This window comes from Curtobacterium oceanosedimentum (genome assembly GCF_020297365.1).
In the GTDB taxonomy this organism is placed as follows: Bacteria; Actinomycetota; Actinomycetes; order Actinomycetales; family Microbacteriaceae; genus Curtobacterium.
In genome coordinates this window covers 74,713-91,429 of sequence record NZ_JAIXIG010000008.1, presented here as the reverse complement: position 1 = coordinate 91,429, position 16,717 = coordinate 74,713, and the positions used below count along the sequence as shown (strand labels likewise).

16 protein-coding genes are annotated in these 16,717 nt (G+C 72.0%); 14 read left to right on the top strand and 2 right to left on the bottom strand.

All coding sequences use genetic code 11. The features are described 5' to 3' along the window. Positions 1 to 3 precede the first annotated feature (3 nt). The 5 genes from ruvX to aroB all read left to right on the top strand — a co-directional run bounded on the left by ruvX (position 4) and on the right by aroB (position 5,205). Positions 4 to 447, top strand: coding sequence for a Holliday junction resolvase RuvX (gene ruvX / locus LEL83_RS05415; protein WP_225558056.1), 444 nt, complete (start codon positions 4 to 6; stop codon positions 445 to 447). Between the two features lie 95 nt (positions 448 to 542). Beyond that, positions 543 to 2,153, top strand: coding sequence for an endolytic transglycosylase MltG (mltG, locus tag LEL83_RS05410; RefSeq protein ID WP_225558034.1), 1,611 nt, complete (start codon positions 543 to 545; stop codon positions 2,151 to 2,153). Between the two features lie 42 nt (positions 2,154 to 2,195). Continuing rightward, positions 2,196 to 3,416, top strand: coding sequence for a chorismate synthase (gene aroC / locus LEL83_RS05405; RefSeq protein WP_225558033.1), 1,221 nt, complete (start codon positions 2,196 to 2,198; stop codon positions 3,414 to 3,416). Positions 3,417 to 3,511: 95 nt separating this feature from the next. Continuing rightward, a complete protein-coding gene (locus LEL83_RS05400; protein ID WP_225558032.1) occupies positions 3,512 to 4,111 on the top strand; it encodes a shikimate kinase in 600 nt (199 codons plus the stop codon). Then, positions 4,108 to 5,205 carry a 3-dehydroquinate synthase gene (gene aroB, locus LEL83_RS05395; protein ID WP_225558031.1) on the top strand — a complete coding sequence of 366 codons (1,098 nt, stop codon included), beginning with the start codon at positions 4,108 to 4,110 and terminating at the stop codon, positions 5,203 to 5,205. The genes LEL83_RS05400 and aroB overlap by 4 nt, the downstream gene beginning before the upstream one ends. Positions 5,206 to 5,214: 9 nt before the next feature. Here aroB and LEL83_RS05390 read toward each other — a convergent pair whose 3' ends face one another. After that, positions 5,215 to 5,409 carry a hypothetical protein gene (locus LEL83_RS05390; RefSeq protein ID WP_198655980.1) on the bottom strand — a complete coding sequence of 65 codons (195 nt, stop codon included), beginning with the start codon at positions 5,407 to 5,409 and terminating at the stop codon, positions 5,215 to 5,217. Further along, positions 5,409 to 5,699 (bottom strand): hypothetical protein, encoded by a 291-nt coding sequence (locus LEL83_RS05385; RefSeq protein WP_225558030.1) that lies wholly within the window; start codon positions 5,697 to 5,699, stop codon positions 5,409 to 5,411. The genes LEL83_RS05390 and LEL83_RS05385 overlap by 1 nt, the downstream gene beginning before the upstream one ends. A gap of 154 nt (positions 5,700 to 5,853) precedes the next feature. Here LEL83_RS05385 and LEL83_RS05380 point away from each other — a divergent pair, with 154 nt between their 5' ends. The 9 genes from LEL83_RS05380 to carB all read left to right on the top strand — a co-directional run bounded on the left by LEL83_RS05380 (position 5,854) and on the right by carB (position 16,708). Then, complete coding sequence (locus LEL83_RS05380) at positions 5,854 to 7,545, top strand: ABC1 kinase family protein (RefSeq protein ID WP_225558029.1); 1,692 nt, start codon at positions 5,854 to 5,856, stop codon at positions 7,543 to 7,545. A 124-nt stretch (positions 7,546 to 7,669) separates the two neighbouring features. Further along, a complete protein-coding gene (gene efp, locus LEL83_RS05375; RefSeq protein ID WP_071255797.1) occupies positions 7,670 to 8,233 on the top strand; it encodes an elongation factor P in 564 nt (187 codons plus the stop codon). 11 nt (positions 8,234 to 8,244) lie between these two features. Beyond that, positions 8,245 to 8,697, top strand: a complete 453-nt coding sequence (gene nusB / locus LEL83_RS05370; RefSeq protein WP_198655977.1) for a transcription antitermination factor NusB — start codon at positions 8,245 to 8,247, stop codon at positions 8,695 to 8,697. A 24-nt stretch (positions 8,698 to 8,721) separates the two neighbouring features. Beyond that, on the top strand, positions 8,722 to 9,321 hold the full coding sequence (gene pyrR / locus LEL83_RS05365) for a bifunctional pyr operon transcriptional regulator/uracil phosphoribosyltransferase PyrR (protein ID WP_225558028.1): 600 nt from the start codon (positions 8,722 to 8,724) through the stop codon (positions 9,319 to 9,321). After that, complete coding sequence (locus LEL83_RS05360) at positions 9,321 to 10,304, top strand: aspartate carbamoyltransferase catalytic subunit (protein ID WP_198655975.1); 984 nt, start codon at positions 9,321 to 9,323, stop codon at positions 10,302 to 10,304. Before pyrR ends, LEL83_RS05360 begins: the two co-directional genes overlap by 1 nt. Next, positions 10,301 to 11,659: a dihydroorotase gene (locus LEL83_RS05355; protein WP_225558027.1), complete on the top strand. Its 1,359-nt coding sequence runs from the start codon at positions 10,301 to 10,303 to the stop codon at positions 11,657 to 11,659. Before LEL83_RS05360 ends, LEL83_RS05355 begins: the two co-directional genes overlap by 4 nt. Beyond that, complete coding sequence (locus LEL83_RS05350) at positions 11,656 to 12,219, top strand: PH-like domain-containing protein (RefSeq protein WP_225558026.1); 564 nt, start codon at positions 11,656 to 11,658, stop codon at positions 12,217 to 12,219. The genes LEL83_RS05355 and LEL83_RS05350 overlap by 4 nt, the downstream gene beginning before the upstream one ends. Beyond that, complete coding sequence (gene carA / locus LEL83_RS05345; protein ID WP_198655972.1) at positions 12,216 to 13,415, top strand: glutamine-hydrolyzing carbamoyl-phosphate synthase small subunit; 1,200 nt, start codon at positions 12,216 to 12,218, stop codon at positions 13,413 to 13,415. Before LEL83_RS05350 ends, carA begins: the two co-directional genes overlap by 4 nt. Then, on the top strand, positions 13,415 to 16,708 hold the full coding sequence (carB, locus tag LEL83_RS05340; protein ID WP_198655971.1) for a carbamoyl-phosphate synthase large subunit: 3,294 nt from the start codon (positions 13,415 to 13,417) through the stop codon (positions 16,706 to 16,708). Before carA ends, carB begins: the two co-directional genes overlap by 1 nt. Positions 16,709 to 16,717 lie beyond the last annotated feature (9 nt).

The window sequence follows — 16,717 nt, the reverse complement described above, 5'->3', positions numbered from 1 at the left end:
GAGATGCGGTCCGGGCGCCGACTCGGCATCGACGTCGGGCGCGCCCGGATCGGCATCGCCGTGTGCGACCGGGACGGCCTGCTCGCGACGCCGGTCGAGACGGTGCCCCGTGACGACGCGACCGACCTGGGGCGCATCACCGCGATCGCGGACGAGTACGACGTGCTCGAGGTCGTCGTCGGCCTGCCGTTGTCGATGTCCGGCGGCGACACCCCGTCGACCGCGGACGCCCGGGACTTCGCGGCCCGGATCGCGGCACACCGCCCGGTGCGGTTGGTCGACGAGCGGCTGTCGACCGTGACGGCCCAGCGCGGGCTGCACCAGGCCGGCCGGAACACGAAGAAGTCGCGGGCCGTGATCGACCAAGCGGCCGCTGTTATCATTCTGCAACACGCGCTCGACCACGAGCGCAGTGCCGGTGCCCCTCCGGGCACCACGCTTCCCTGACAGGGCTGCCCGTTCCGTGACACATGGGTGCTCTCGACGTCACCCCACGGACGACGGTGCCCAGGTGGAGTTCCCGACCGAGAGACCGAGGACCGTTGGCAGACGATCTGGACTGGAACGCGATCATCGCGTCCGGCAACGACCCCGAGCGCAAGCCGTCCGCACCCGACCGCACCGTGGGTCCTGATGACCAGGACGCCGGCGCACCGGCGCCTGATCGCCCGATGTCCCGACGCGAAGCCCGCGCCCGCGAGGCCGAGCGCGCCCGTCGCACGTCGGACGGCGAGGCTGACGGCTCAGGGCCCGGATCGGCGCTGAGCGAGGACCGCACCGACGCTTCGTCGGACGCGTCCCGGCCGCAGGGCGTCGACTCCGTGGACCGCCGGTCGGCGGGCGTCGACGACGAGCGCCCCGTCTCGCCCGCTGATGCGCCGATCGCCACCCGACCGGAGGAGCTGCACCCCGAGGTGCAGGCGCTGCTGACCGGCGAGGTGCCGTCCGCGCCGTCCGTCCGCGATCGCGGGACGGACGGCCCTGACGGGCCCGACCGCACCGGCGGCGGTGGGGCCGCGGGAGGCGGCGGACGCGGGGGACGCGGCGGCGGGGGACGTGCCTCCAGGCCGGACCGCGAACCGCGACCGAAGCGCCGGCGCGGCCCGCTCGTCGCCGGGATCGTCATCGTCGCGGTGGTGCTCGCCGCCGGTGTCGGTGCCTACACGTTCGCGGCGCCGAAGATCCAGCAGCTCGTCGCCGCGGTGAGCGGCTCGCAGGAGCCCGACGACTACACGGGCGACGGCACCGCGAAGGTCACCATCACGATCAAGCAGGGCGACATCGGCGAGGACGTCGCGGCCACGCTGCAGCGCAGTGGCGTCGTCAAGGACTCGAAGGTGTTCTACAAGCTGCTGCTCGCGTCGCCCGACGTGCAGTTCCAGCCCGGGTCGTACGCGATGAAGAAGCAGATGAGTTCGAAGTCGGCCCTGGCAGCGCTCGAGGACGACGCGAACCGGGTGCAGGCGTCCATCGTCATCCCCGAGGGCACGGCCCTGGCGGACATCCAGGCCGGCATGGTCTCGAAGGCCGGGCTGACGAAGCGCGAGGTCGCCGCCGCGGCGAAGGACCTGTCGGCCTACGACCTGCCGTCCGGCGTCACCACGCTCGAGGGGTGGCTGTTCCCCGCGACCTACCCGATCAACCCGGGGTGGACGGCGGAGCAGTACTTCGCGTCGATGGTCGACACCATGAAGGAGCACCTCGCCGCCGCCGGCGTGAAGGAGGCCGACCAGGAGCGCACGATCGTGTTCGCCTCGCTCGTGCAGAAGGAAGCCGGGCTCGCAGCCGACTACCCCAAGGTCGCGCGTGTGTTCCAGAACCGTCTCGACCAGGGCATGAAGCTGCAGTCCGACGCGACCGTCGCGTACGGCACGGGCAACACGCACACCGTCACGACCACCGACGCCGAGCGTGCGGACGCGTCGAACGAGTACAACACCTACGTGCACGAGGGGCTGCCGCCGGCGCCGATCTCGAACCCGGGCGACATCGCGATCAAGGCGGTCACGGCTCCGGCGCAGGGCAAGTGGCTGTACTTCGTGACGGTCGACCTGGAGTCGGGCGAGACGGTCTTCTCGGACACGTACGACCAGCACCTGGTGGCGGTCGACCGGTTCCAGGCCTGGCTGCGGGCGCACCCCGAGTACCAGTAGCCGAGGACGTCGCACGCACGGACGCTGTGGGAGGATTGCCGCATGCTTCGTTGGTTGACTGCTGGTGAGTCCCACGGACCCGAACTGATCGCCATGCTCGAGGGCCTGCCCGCGGGTGTCCCGGTGTCGTTCGAGTCCATCCGCGCCGATCTCGCGCGCCGCAAGCTCGGCTACGGCCGGGGGTCGCGCATGAAGTTCGAGCAGGACGAACTGCACGTGTCCGGCGGTGTCCGGCACGGCCGGTCGCTCGGCAGCCCGATCGCGATCCGCATCGGCAACACCGAGTGGCCGAAGTGGGTCGAGGTCATGAGCCCCGAGCCGGTGGAGTCCACCGAGATGTCCCGCGGGCGTTCCGCGCCCCTGACACGTCCGCGGCCCGGTCACGCCGACCTGGTCGGCATGCAGAAGTACGGGTTCGACGAGGCCCGGCCGATCCTCGAGCGCGCCAGCGCCCGGGAGACCGCGGCGCGCGTCGCCCTCGGCGCCGTCGCCAAGTCGTTCCTCGCCGAGCTCGGCATCCGCTCGGTCGCGCACACGCTGCAGGTCGGCACGGTCCGGGTGCCGGACGGCACCGAGCTCCCGCTGCCCGACGACGTGGACCGCCTCGACGAGGACCAGCTGCGCTGCTTCGACGCGGAGACGTCGGCGCGCATGGTCACCGAGGTCGAGGCCGCGAAGAAGGACGGTGACACGCTCGGCGGCGTCGTCGAGGTGCTGTTCTACGGCGTCCCGCCGGGTCTCGGCTCGCACGTGCACTGGGACCGTCGGCTCGACGCACGCCTGGCGGCGGCGATCATGGGCATCCAGGCCATCAAGGGCGTCGAGGTCGGTGACGGCTTCGCGACCGCCGGCCGCCGCGGCTCCGCTGCGCACGACGAGCTGTACCGCGAGGACGGCGAGATCTACCGCACGAGCGACCGGGCCGGCGGCACCGAGGGCGGCATGTCCACCGGCACCGTGCTGCGCGTCCGCGCCGGCATGAAGCCGATCGCGACCGTGCCGCACGCGCTGCACACCGTGGACGTCGTCTCCGGCGAGGACGCCTCGGCCCATCACCAGCGCTCCGACGTGTGCGCCGTGCCCGCCGCCGGTGTGGTCGCCGAGGCGATGGTGGCCCTGGTGCTCGCCGACGCGGTGCTCGAGAAGTTCGGCGGCGACAACGTCGTGGAGACGAAGCGCAACCTGGACGCGTACCTCGCGGCGATCCCGGAGACCCTCCGGACGCGTCGGACGGACCCGGCTGCGTCGTCCGCCGACCAGTGAGCGACGACACGGGGGCGGCGGGCTCGGGGCGACCAGCCGCCGGACCCGGCGGACCCGCCGGCCCTGCCGTCGCGCCCGTCGTCGTCATCGGACCCATGGGTGCCGGCAAGTCGAGCGTCGGCAAGCGGGTGGCCAAGGCGCTCGGCGTGCCGTTCACCGACACCGACCGGGCGATCGTGCGTGCACACGGGCCGATCCCGGGGATCTTCGCGGAGCGCGGCGAGCCCGCGTTCCGGGCGCTCGAGGCCGACGCGGTCCGCGCCGCGCTGACCACCGGCGGCGTCATCGCCGTCGGCGGGGGAGCCGTGACGCACCCGGACACCCGTCGCGCGCTGGCCGGGGTCCGCGTCGTCCTGCTGACCGTGTCGGCCGAGGCCGTCGCCCAGCGCATCGCCGGATCCGACCGGCCCCTGCTGGCGAACGGCGGGATCGACGCGTGGAGGGCGATCACGGACGAGCGGGCCGCCACCTACGAAGAACTCGCGCACGTCGTGGTCGACACGTCCCGGCGGCCGATGTCCCACGTCGTCGAGGAGGTCGTGGCGTGGCTGCACGACGACGACGCCAGCAGCAGCACGACCAGCACCAGCAGCAGCGCCACCAGCGCCACCAGCAGCACCACCAGCACCAGCAGCACCAGCGCCAGCAGCGCCAGCACCGACAGCACCGACAGCAGCACCGAGGGAGCACCGTGACCGAGCCGACCCTGCCCGCCGGGACCACCGAGATCCGCGTCGGCGGCGACGACGGCTACACCGTGGCCGTCGGCACCGATCTGCTGGGCGCACTGCCTGCGATCCTCGGCCCGCGCGTCGCGAAGGTCCTCATCGTGCACGCCCCGACGCTCGGTGCGCGCGCGAACGACCTCCGCGCCCTGCTGGTCGACGCGGGCCTCGAGGCCCTCATCGCCGAGGTGCCCGACGCCGAGGGTGCCAAGCGCGTCGAGGTGGCGGCCTTCTGCTGGCAGATCATGGGCCAGGCCGACTTCACCCGCACCGACGCGGTGATCGGGCTCGGGGGCGGCGCGGCCACCGACCTGGCCGGCTTCGTCGCCGCCACGTGGCTGCGCGGTGTGCCCTACGTGGCCGTGCCGACGAGCGTGCTCGGCATGGTCGACGCCAGCGTCGGCGGGAAGACGGGCATCAACACGAACGAGGGCAAGAACCTGGTCGGCGTCTTCTCCGCGCCCCGAGCGGTCGTCGTGGACCTCGAGCTCGCACGCACCCTGCCGCGCAACGAGATCCTGACCGGCTTCGCGGAGATCGTGAAGGCCGGGTTCATCGCCGTGCCGGAGATCCTGGACATCATCGAGGCCGGCGTCGACCGCGTGACCGACCCGACCACGCCGGAGTTCCGCCGTGTCGTCGAGCTGGCCATCGCGCTGAAGGCCGAGGTCGTGTCGGACGACTTCACGGAGCAGGGCCGCCGCGAGATCTTGAACTACGGGCACACCCTCGGCCACGCCATCGAGCACGCCGAGCGCTACCAGTGGCGGCACGGCGCCGCGGTGTCGGTCGGCATGGTGTTCGCGGCCGAGCTCGCGCGCCTGACCGGGCACCTGGACGACGCGACGGTGGACCGGCACCGGGCGATCCTCGACTCGCTGGACCTGCCGACCTCGTACGGCGTCGGCCGGTGGCAGGGCCTGCTCGCCACGATGCGCCGCGACAAGAAGGCCCGGGCCGGCATGCTCCGGTTCATCATCCTGGACGGCGTCGGCAAGCCCGTCGTGCTCGAGGGCCCGGAGGACCACCTGCTGTTCACCGCCTACCAGGAGGTCGGCGTCTAGCCCGACCGGTCAGCGCAGGACCCGTCTGGTCCGGCGCCACCACCACTTCACGCGCATCGACAGGGTGACGACGCCCGTCCGTTCAGACTCGAGCCACTCGTCGACCGTGGCGCCCTCAGACCACGCGTCGACTGCGGCGTCGTCCTCGGGCGTGCCGTCGATCTTGAAGGCCGGCCGGTCCGGCAGCGGTGCGAACAGGTGCATCAGGGATCCTCCATCTCGGGGTCGGGGCGGACGTGTCGACGCAGGGCGCGACGTGCGAGGTCCTGGTCGGACTTCGAGGCCCACCGTACGGTCATGAGCCGTTCGAGGACAGCTCTCGAAATGTCGTGTTCCGCCTGGGAGCGATCGGCCCGCAGCGCCCAGGTGAGTCGCCTCCACGCCTGATCGCGGTCCGCGGCGCGCCGGTTCTGGAACGCCCCGAACCAGCTCACCACGGCCGCCACGATCGCCGCCCCTGCGGCGATGCACGCCGCGACCAGTGCTGTCTCCATGCCGGCAGCGTGGCGCACGGAACGCGCCCGGTGGCCGGGCGTCGGCCGACCTGTGGAGGCCGCGCCGCGCCTCCCGTCTGTGGAGGAACAGGAGGACGACGCGACGCAGCCTGCGGGGAGCAGGGCCACAGCACCGGAGAGCAGACTGGCGGGCGTGCCCACCCCGCCCCGCCTGAGCGACCTCTCCGGCCCCCGCGACGCCGACGTCGGCTCGCTGCGTTCCCGGAGCCGTCGCTTCACCGAAGTCCTGTCGATCGCCCGCCGGCACCACCTGTTGCCCTTCCGACGCCTGGACTTCTCGCACGACCCGGCCTCGTCCGACCTGCGCCGCGACCAGGCGGAGCACCTGCGCCGGGCCCTCGAGGAGGCCGGTGGCGGCTTCGTCAAGATGGGCCAGCTGCTCTCGACGCGCGACGACCTGCTGCCCGAGGAGTGGACCGAGGGCCTCGCACACCTGCAGCGCGACGTCACCGCGGCCCCGGCCGACGAGGTGCTCGCGCTGCTCGAACAGGAGCTCGGCGCCCCGGTCGAGCAGGTCTTCGCGACCTTCGACCCGGTGCCCGTCGCCGCGGCGTCGATCGCGCAGGTGCACCGGGCGCGGCTGCCGGACGGCACCGCGGTGGCCGTGAAGGTGCAGCGGCCGGGGATCGACGCCGCCGTGCGCCGCGACGTCGACATCGCCCTCCGGGTCGTCCGGTTCCTGGCGCGGTGGTCGACCGAGGCCCGGCAGGTCGGGGTCCAGGACATCGCCGCGCAGTACGCCGACGACCTGGTGCGCCAGGTCGACTTCGGTTCCGAGCTGCGGAACCTGACCGCGCTGCGGGCGGCCCAGGCCCGCAGCGCCCGTGCCGACGAGGTGCGGTTCCCGGACCCGTACCCGGAGCTGTCGGGCCGCCGGGTGCTCGTCATGGAGTTCCTGGAGGGCGACACGCTCAGCGCGATCCGCGCCGAGCGCTCCGAGCGCGACCTGGACGCGCCGATGCGCGCGATCCTCCGCGCCTTCCTGCGCCAGGTCGTCTTCGACGGCCTGTACCACGCGGACCTGCACCCGGGGAACGTGCTGCTGCTGCCCGACGGTCGGCCCGCGTTGATCGACTTCGGGTCGGTCGGGAGGCTCGACCCGGGTCTCCGGGACACGGTCCAGGACCTGCTGGCCGCCTACCTGCAGGACGACACCTCGCGGATCGCCGATGCGGTCCTGCGGATGGCACCCGTGCGCGACGCGCACGACGAGCCCGACTTCCGTCGGGACATCGCGCGCTTCGTCGCGGACGAGCTCGGCCCCGGCGCACGCATCGGCGTCGAGACCGTGGACGACGCCGTCGAGGTGTTCGGCCGGTACCGGCTGAAGCCGCCGCCGGACTTCGTCGCGGCTGCCCGCGCACTGGCGATCTTCGAGGGGACCCTCCGCACGCTCGCCCCGTCGTTCGACCTGCTGGAGGAGTCCCGGGGGCTGGCACGACAGCAGATCACCGACCAGCTGCGTCCCGGCAAGCTGCGCGACCTCGCGGTCAAGGAACTGGTCGGTGTGGTGTCCGCCGCGCGCCGGTTGCCGCGCCGGGTCGACCGGATCGGCGAGGCGATCGAGACCGGGAAGTTCACCGTCAACATCCGGCTCTTCGCGGACCGGCGCGACCGTGAACTCGTGTCCGGCACGATCCGACGGATCCTGCTCGTGCTGCTCGGCGCCGGTGCCGGGGTCCTGTCGATCGTCTACCTGGCGATGCCCGCGCGGCCGACCGCGGCGCTGTCGACCGGCGCGGCCGGTGCGCTGCTCGGCGGGACGGCCGTGGTGCTGCTCGCCTGGGCGGCGATCGACGCGTGGCGCGCGCGACGGCGACGCTGAGCGCGCATCCGGCGCGCACGACCCGGACCACTGCGGTCGGCGGGCGGGCGTCCGCTACACTCGTCCGGGGCCGTCCGCGGCCCAGGACACCCCACAACACGACCGAACGGGACACCGACGACTCATGGCCAGTACCACAGACATCAAGAACGGCGCCGTTCTCATCATCGACGGCCAGCTGTGGTCGGTCGTCGAGTTCCAGCACGTCAAGCCGGGCAAGGGCGGCGCGTTCGTCCGCACGAAGCTCAAGAACGTCGTCTCCGGCAAGGTCGTCGACCGCACGTTCAACGCCGGCGCGAAGATCGACACCGCGACCGTCGACCGTCGTGACTACCAGTTCCTCTACGAGGACGGCGACTCCTACGTGTTCATGGACACCGACACGTACGACCAGATCCCGGTCTCGGCGACCGTGGTCGGCGACGCCAAGAACTACCTGCTCGAGTCGGCGATGGTCACCATCGCGATGAACGAGGGCAACCCGCTGTACGTCGAGCTCCCGACGTCGATCACCACCGAGGTCGAGACCGAGCCGGGCCTGCAGGGCGACCGGTCGTCCGGCGGCACCAAGGACGCGACCATCATCGCGACCGGCCACCGCATCCAGGTCCCGCTGTACCTGGAGAGCGGCACCACCGTGAAGATCGACACGCGTGACGGCAGCTTCCTCGGTCGCGTCAACTCCTAGGCGCTGACCGTATGAGTGCTCGTTCGAAGGCCCGCAAGCGCGCCCTCGACATGCTGTACGTGGCCGAGGTTCGCGAACTGCCGATCGCGGACGTCCTGGCCACCGAGACCGTCCGACACCTCGACCAGCCCGAGCGTGCGTCCAGCTGGGACTACGCGCGGCAGATCGTCACCGGGGTCGACGAAGCCCGCCACGAGATCGACGCCGTCATCGTCGACCACGCGCAGGGCTGGTCGATCGCCCGCATGCCCGTGCTCGACCGCTGCATCCTGCGCATGGGCGTGTGGGAGCTCCGGTTCAACCCGGAGGTGCCCGACGCCGTCGCGATCGCCGAGGCGGTCGAGCTCGCGCAGTCGCTGTCCACCGACGACTCCGCCGGGTTCGTCAACGGTGTGCTCGGAGCCGTCTCGGGCGGTCGTGCACCGTCCGGTCGGACGGTCGCAGGGGACCAGGAGTCCCGGTAGGGTTGACCACGTCAGCATCCTTTAATGCCGTCCAGTGAGGCGGGGAAGGGGGTCGACGTGGGAACCAGAACGGTCCTGCACCAGCCCGACATCACGCGTGCCCTGACACGCATCGCGCACGAGCTCCTCGAGGCCAACCACGGTGGCTCGGACCTCGTGCTCCTCGGCATCCCGACCCGTGGGGCCGTCCTGGCCGAACGGCTCGGCCGGATCCTGGCGGGCATCGAGCCCGACTGGGCGTCGGCGGTCGACGGCATCGGCAGCGAGCGTGTCGGCACGCTCGACGTCACCATGCACCGGGACGACCTGGGCCACGGCATCGGTCGCGCGCCGCACCGCACGGTCATCCCCGCCGGGGGCATCGACGGCAAGGTCGTCGTGCTCGTCGACGACGTCCTCTACTCCGGCCGCACCGTCCGCGCCGCGCTCGACGCCCTGCAGGGGATCGGTCGGCCGCGCGCCGTCCGGCTCGCCGTGCTCGTCGACCGCGGCCACCGCGAGCTGCCGATCCGCGCGGACCACGTGGGCAAGAACCTGCCGACCGCGTCCGACGAGCGGGTCACGCTCCACCTGGTGGAGACCGACGGCGACGACACCGTGTTCATCGAGCAGGGGGTGGCGTGATGCGGCACCTGCTCTCCACCGCCGACCTGTCCCGTGACCAGGCCGTGCACATCCTCGACGTCGCCGAGGAGATGGCCGAGGTGAACACCCGCGAGGTGCGCAAGCTCCCGGCCCTGCGCGGCAAGACCGTCGTGAACCTGTTCTTCGAGGACTCCACCCGCACGCGGATCTCGTTCGAGGCCGCCGCGAAGCGCCTGTCCGCCGACGTCCTGAACTTCGCCGCGAAGGGCTCGAGCGTCTCGAAGGGCGAGTCCCTCAAGGACACCGTGCAGACGCTCGGTGCGATGGGCATCGACGGGATCGTCATGCGGCACGGGGCATCCGGCGCACCCCGCGTGCTCGCCGACGCCGACTGGATCGACGTCCCCGTGGTGAACGCCGGTGACGGCACCCACGAGCACCCGACGCAGGCCCTGCTCGACGCGTTCACGATGCGCCGCCGCCTGCACGGTGCCGGCTCGCGCGGTCAGGGCCTGGACGGCGTGCGCGTGCTGATCATCGGGGACGTGCTGCACAGCCGCGTCGCCCGGTCGAACGCCTGGCTGCTCCGCACCCTCGGCGCGAGCGTGACGTTCGCCGCGCCGCCGACCCTGCTGCCCGTGTCCGCCAACCCGTTCGGCGCCGCGGTGCACCACGACCTCGACGCCGCCCTGGCCGAGGACCCCGACGTCGTGATGACGCTCCGCATCCAGCAGGAGCGGATGAACGACGCCTTCTTCCCGAACCCCCGCGAGTACACGCGGCACTGGGGCCTGACCGCCGCTCGGTTCGGACGGCTGTCCGAGCGCACGCTGATCATGCACCCCGGTCCGATGAACCGCGGGCTCGAGATCGCCGGCGTCGCCGCCGACGACCCCCGCTCGACGGTCGTCGAGCAGGTCGAGAACGGCGTCTCCGTCCGGATGGCCGTCCTGTACCTCGCCCTGACCGGCACCGGAGCGACCGCGCCGGTCGCCGCAGCACCGAAGGAGTCCGCCGCATGACCGCTCACCTGATCCGTGGCGCGCAGCTGGTCGACGGCTCGCGTGCCGACATCCGTCTGGAGGCCGGGCGCATCACCGCGGTCGGGTCCGGTCTCGACGCGGCCGGCGCCACCACCGTGGACGCCGACGGGCTGATCGCCCTGCCTGGTCTCGTGGACCTGCACACGCACCTGCGCGAGCCGGGACACGAGGAGTCCGAGACCGTCCTGACCGGCTCGCGCGCCGCGGCCGCCGGCGGCTTCACCGCCGTCAACGCGATGGCGAACTCGAGCCCGGTCGCCGACACCGCCGGGGTGGTCGAGCAGGTCCAGGCGCTCGGCGACGACGCCGGCTACGTCACGGTCCGGCCGATCGGTGCCGTGTCGCAGGGGCTGCAGGGGACGCACCTGTCCGAGATCGGTGCGATGGCGACCTCCCGCGCGCGGGTCCGGGTCTTCTCGGACGACGGCTCGTGCGTGGCCGACCCGCTGCTCATGCGCCGTGCGCTCGAGTACATCAAGGGCTTCGGCGGGGTGCTCGCGCAGCACGCGCAGGAACCCCGGCTGACGATCGGCGCCCAGATGAACGAGGGCCGGCTGTCGTCCGAGCTCGGCCTCGCCGGCTGGCCCGCCGTGGCCGAGGAGGCGATCATCGCCCGCGACGTCCTGCTCGCCGACCACGTCGGCGCACGCCTGCACGTCTGCCACGTCTCCACGGCCGGCAGCGTCGAGGTGATCCGCTGGGCGAAGTCCCGCGGCATCGACGTGACGGCCGAGGTGACGCCGCACCACCTGCTGCTCACCGAGGACCTGATCGCCGGCGTCGACGGCGCCCCCGGGTACGACGCCCGGTACAAGGTGAACCCGCCGCTCCGCGCGAGCGAGGACGTCGAGGCGCTCCGTGCCGCCCTGGGCGACGGCACGATCGACATCGTCGCGACGGACCACGCGCCGCACACGGCCGAGGCGAAGTGCTGCGAGTGGCCGGCGGCCGCGAACGGCATGGTCGGCCTCGAGTCGGCGCTGAGCGTCGTGCAGGCCGCGGTGGTCGACGACGGCCGGCTCGACTGGGCCGATGTCGCCCGCGTACTGTCCGAGGCGCCGGCCCGCATCGGTCAGGTCGCCGGCCAGGGTCAGCGCATCGCCGAGGGTGCCCCCGCCGAGGTGACCCTCTACGACCCCTCGGTCAGCCGGGCGTTCGCCGTCACCGACCTGGCCGGCCAGTCGCAGAACTCGCCGTACCTCGGCACGACCCTGCCCGGCCGGGTCGTCGCGACCTTCCACCAGGGCTACGCGACCGTCCTCGACGGCCAGTTGGTCGACGCGGACACCGTCGCGGCGCACGCCGCGGCGCTGCGGGCGGGGGCGCACGCGTGAGCGGCGACGCGCAGCGGTGGCTCCTCGGCGCGGTGATCCTGCTCGCGGTCGCCGCCCTGTTCCTCGCGATGGCGCGCACCTGGCGGACGCGCACCCGGAAGCAGAGCGAGGCCGTGCCTCCCGTCCGGGTGCCGGCCGACCTGCCACCGGCGGTCGGGTCGTGGGACGGCTTCACCGTCGCGACGACCCGCGCCGACCAGCCGCTGGAACGCATCACCGCAGGCGGCCTGGGGTTCCGCGGCCGCGGCGGGGTGACGGTCCACGCGACCGGCGTGGTGATGCACCTCGCCGGTACCGACGACCGCTGGATCGCGCGTGACGCGGTCCGTGGCGCCGACCGGTCCACGGCGGCCATCGACCGCGTGGTCGAGCCCGGGGGACTGGTCCGTCTGCGATGGACGGCGACCGGCGCCGCAGGTGCGACGGACCTCGACACGTACTTCCGGTTCCCGCAGGGTGACGCAGCCGCGCTGCACGCCCTGCAGGGACTGACCGAGACCGGGCCGCAGGCAGCTGCGGCCGATGTCCCGCGGACCGCGGGCGAAGGGAAGAAAGCATGACACGCGAACGGGCCGTCCTGGTCCTCGAAGACGGCACCCGGTACGACGGCTGGGCCTACGGCGCCCGCGGGCGCACGCTCGGTGAGGTGGTCTTCGCGACCGGCATGACCGGCTACCAGGAGACGCTGACCGACCCCTCCTACGCCGGACAGATCGTGGTGCAGACCGCGCCGCACATCGGCAACACCGGGGTGAACGACGAGGACCCCGAGTCCCGTCGCATCTGGGTCGCCGGGTACGTGGTGCGCGACCCCAGCCGCGTGGTGTCGAACCACCGCGCCACCGCCTCGCTCGACCAGCACCTGGAGCGCGACGGGATCGTCGGGATCTCCGGCATCGACACCCGCGCGCTCACCCGCCGCATCCGTGACGCCGGTGCCATGAAGGGCGGCGTGTTCAGCGGTGCCGACGCGGCGCTGCCGGCGTCCGAGCAGGAGCAGCTCGTGCGCGACCAGGCGGGCATGGCCGGGGCGAGCTTCTCGTCGGTCGTGTCCACCCCGGAGACCTACGTCGTCCCGGCGGTCGGCGAGCAGATCGGCCGCCTGGCCGTGCTCGACCTCGGCGTGAAGGCCTCGACCACCCGGTACCTCGCCGCCCGCGGCTTCGAGGTGCACGTCGTGCCGCAGGACATCTCCGCCGCGGCCCTGGCGGAGCTCGCACCGGACGCACTGTTCTACTCGAACGGCCCCGGCGACCCCGCGGCGAGTGACGCGCAGGTGGAGCTGCTGCAGGAGTCGCTGCGGAGCGGTCGTCCGTTCTTCGGCATCTGCTTCGGCAACCAGCTGCTCGGCCGTGCCCTCGGCTTCGGCACGTACAAGCTGCCGTTCGGTCACCGCGGCATCAACCAGCCGGTGCTCGACACCACGACGGGCAAGGTCGAGATCACGAGCCAGAACCACGGCTTCGCGGTCGACGCGCCCCTCGGCGAGGTCCTCGAGTCGCCGGCCGGGTTCGGTCGGGTCGAGGTCTCGCACTACTCGTTGAACGACAACGTCGTCGAGGGCCTCCGCGCGCTCGACGTGCCGGCGTTCAGCGTGCAGTACCACCCCGAGGCCGCCGCCGGGCCGCACGACAGCATGTACCTGTTCGACCGGTTCGCGGACATGGTGCGCGAGCGCCGCGACGGGCAGCCGCTCGACCCGGCCACCGCCGACGCGACCACCCCTGCAGCAGACGTCACGAAGGAAGCCAACTGATGCCGAAGCGCGCAGACATCAACTCCGTCCTGGTCATCGGCTCCGGCCCGATCGTCATCGGCCAGGCCGCCGAGTTCGACTACTCCGGCACCCAGGCGTGCCGTGTCCTCCGGGCCGAGGGCGTCCGGGTCATCCTGGTCAACCCGAACCCGGCGACGATCATGACCGACCCCGACTTCGCCGACGCGACCTACATCGAGCCGATCACGAACGCGTCCCTCGAGGAGATCATCCGCATCGAGAAGCCGGACGCCGTCCTGCCGACGCTCGGCGGGCAGACGGCCCTCAACGCGGCCATCGCGCTCGACGAGGCGGGCATCCTCGAGAAGCACGGCGTGGAGCTCATCGGCGCCAAGGTCGACGCGATCCAGCGCGGTGAGGACCGCCAGCTCTTCAAGGAGCTCGTGCTCGAGTCCGGCGCCGACGTCGCCCGCAGCCACATCGCCCACACCCTCGAAGAAGCCAAGGAGTTCGCGAAGGACCTCGGCTACCCGCTCGTCGTGCGACCGTCCTTCACCATGGGCGGCCTCGGCTCGGGCTTCGCGTACAACGAGGACGAACTCGTCCGCTTCGTCGGTGACGGGCTGCAATCCAGCCCGACCACCGAGGTCCTGCTCGAGGAGTCCATCCTCGGCTGGAAGGAGTACGAGCTCGAGCTGATGCGCGACAACTACGACAACACGGTCGTCATCTGCTCCATCGAGAACGTCGACCCGGTCGGCGTGCACACCGGTGACTCGATCACGGTCGCCCCCGCGCTGACCCTGACCGACCGCGAGTACCAGAACATGCGGAACATCGGCATCGACATCATCCGTCGCGTCGGCGTCGACACCGGTGGTTGCAACATCCAGTTCGCCGTCGACCCGTCGAACGGCCGCGTCATCGTCATCGAGATGAACCCCCGCGTGTCCCGCTCGTCGGCGCTCGCCTCGAAGGCCACGGGCTTCCCGATCGCGAAGATCGCCGCGAAGCTCGCCATCGGCTACCGGCTCGACGAGATCCAGAACGACATCACCCGGGTGACCCCGGCGAGCTTCGAGCCGACACTCGACTACGTGGTCGTGAAGACCCCGCGGTTCGCGTTCGAGAAGTTCCCGGCCGCCGACGCCACCCTCACCACGACGATGAAGAGCGTCGGCGAGGCCATGGCCATCGGTCGGAACTACGCCACGGCACTGCAGAAGTCGCTGCGCTCCCTCGAGAAGCGCGGGTCGAGCTTCCACTGGGACACCCCGGCCTCCGAGCTCGACAAGGACGCCCTGCTCGAGAAGTCGACGACCCCGACCGACGGCCGCATCGTCACGGTGCAGCAGGCCCTGGTCGCGGGTGCCACCGCGGACGAGGTCTTCGAGGCCACGAAGATCGACCCCTGGTTCATCGACCAGATCGTGCTCATCAACGAGGTCGCCGCCGAGGTCCGCGCCGCCGAGACCCTGGACGCCGACACCCTGCGCTGGGCGAAGGAACACGGCTTCAGCGACACCCAGATCGCGTCGCTGCGGAGCACCGACGCGCAGCCGGTCACCGAGCAGCAGGTGCGCGACGAGCGGCACGCGGCCGGCATCCGCCCGGTGTTCAAGACCGTCGACACCTGCGCCGGCGAGTTCCCGGCCCTGACGCCGTACCACTACTCGTCGTACGACGCCGAGACCGAGGTCGCCCCGAGCGACCGCAGGAAGGTCGTCATCCTCGGCTCCGGCCCGAACCGCATCGGGCAGGGCGTCGAGTTCGACTACTCCTGCGTGCACGCGTCCTTCGCGCTGAGCGACGCCGGGTTCGAGACGATCATGATCAACTGCAACCCCGAGACCGTGTCGACCGACTACGACACCTCGGACCGCCTGTACTTCGAGCCGCTGACCGCCGAGGACGTCCTCGAGGTCATCGAGGCCGAGGCGGCGACCGGTGAGCTCGTCGGCGTCGTCGTGCAGCTCGGCGGTCAGACCGCCCTGGGCCTCGCCAAGCCGCTCGAGGCCGCGGGGATCCCGATCCTCGGCACGAGCCCGTCGGCGATCGACTCGGCCGAGGAGCGCGGGCAGTTCTCCGCGATCCTCGACGCCGCCGGTCTGCTCGCCCCGCGCAACGGCACGGCGCACGACCTGGCCAGCGCCACGGCGGTCGCCGAGGAGATCGGGTACCCCGTCCTCGTCCGCCCGTCCTTCGTGCTCGGCGGCCGCGGCATGGAGATCCTGTACGACTCGGCCTCGCTCGCGGACTACTTCGACCGGATGGCCGACCAGGCGATCATCGGCCCGGAGCTCCCGCTGCTGGTCGACCGGTTCCTCGACGACGCGGTGGAGATCGACGTCGACGCGCTCTTCGACGGCGAGCGGCTGTACACCGGCGGGATCATGGAGCACCTGGAGGAGGCCGGCATCCACTCCGGTGACTCCGCGTGCACCCTGCCCCCGGTCGGCCTCGGCCGCGCCGAGATCCAGGCCGTCGTCGACGCCACCGAGCAGATCGCGCGCGGCATCGGCGTCAAGGGACTGCTCAACGTCCAGTTCGCCATCGGCGCGGGCGTGCTCTACGTGCTCGAGGCGAACCCGCGTGCCAGCCGCACGGTGCCGTTCGTGTCGAAGGCGCTCGGCATCCCGCTCGCCAAGGCGGCGTCGCGGATCATGACCGGGAGCACGGTCGACGAGCTCGTCGCCGAGGGCATGCTGCCCGCGCGCGACGGTGCCTTCGTGCCGATGGAGGCCCCGGTCGCCGTCAAGGAGGCCGTGCTGCCCTTCCGACGCTTCCGCACCCGCGAGGGCCAGGTCGTCGACTCGGTGCTCAGCCCCGAGATGCGCTCGACCGGCGAGGTCATGGGCATCGACCGCGACTTCCCGCGGGCCTTCCTCAAGTCGCAGGACGCGGCGTACGGCGGTCTGCCCACCAGCGGCACGGTCTTCGTGAGCGTCGCCGACACCGACAAGCGTGCGATCGTGCTGCCGGTGCACCGCCTGCAGCAGCTCGGCTTCACGATCATCGCGACCGAGGGCACGGCCGAGGTGCTCCGCCGCAACGGCATCGAGGTCGGGATCGTCGGCAAGTACAGCCAGGGCGGCGAGAGCGTCGTCGACCTGCTGACGCGCAACGAGGTCGACATCGTCATCAACACGCCGTCCGGTGCCGCCGGTCGTGCGGACGGGTACGAGATCCGCGCGGCGACGGTCGCGGCCGACAAGCCGCTCTTCACGACCATCGCGCAGATCGGTGCGGCGGTCGCGGCGATCGAGACGATCGGCACGCCGCTCAACGTCCGCAGCCTGCAGGACTACGCGCTCGAGCGCGCGACCTGGTGACGGCTGCGA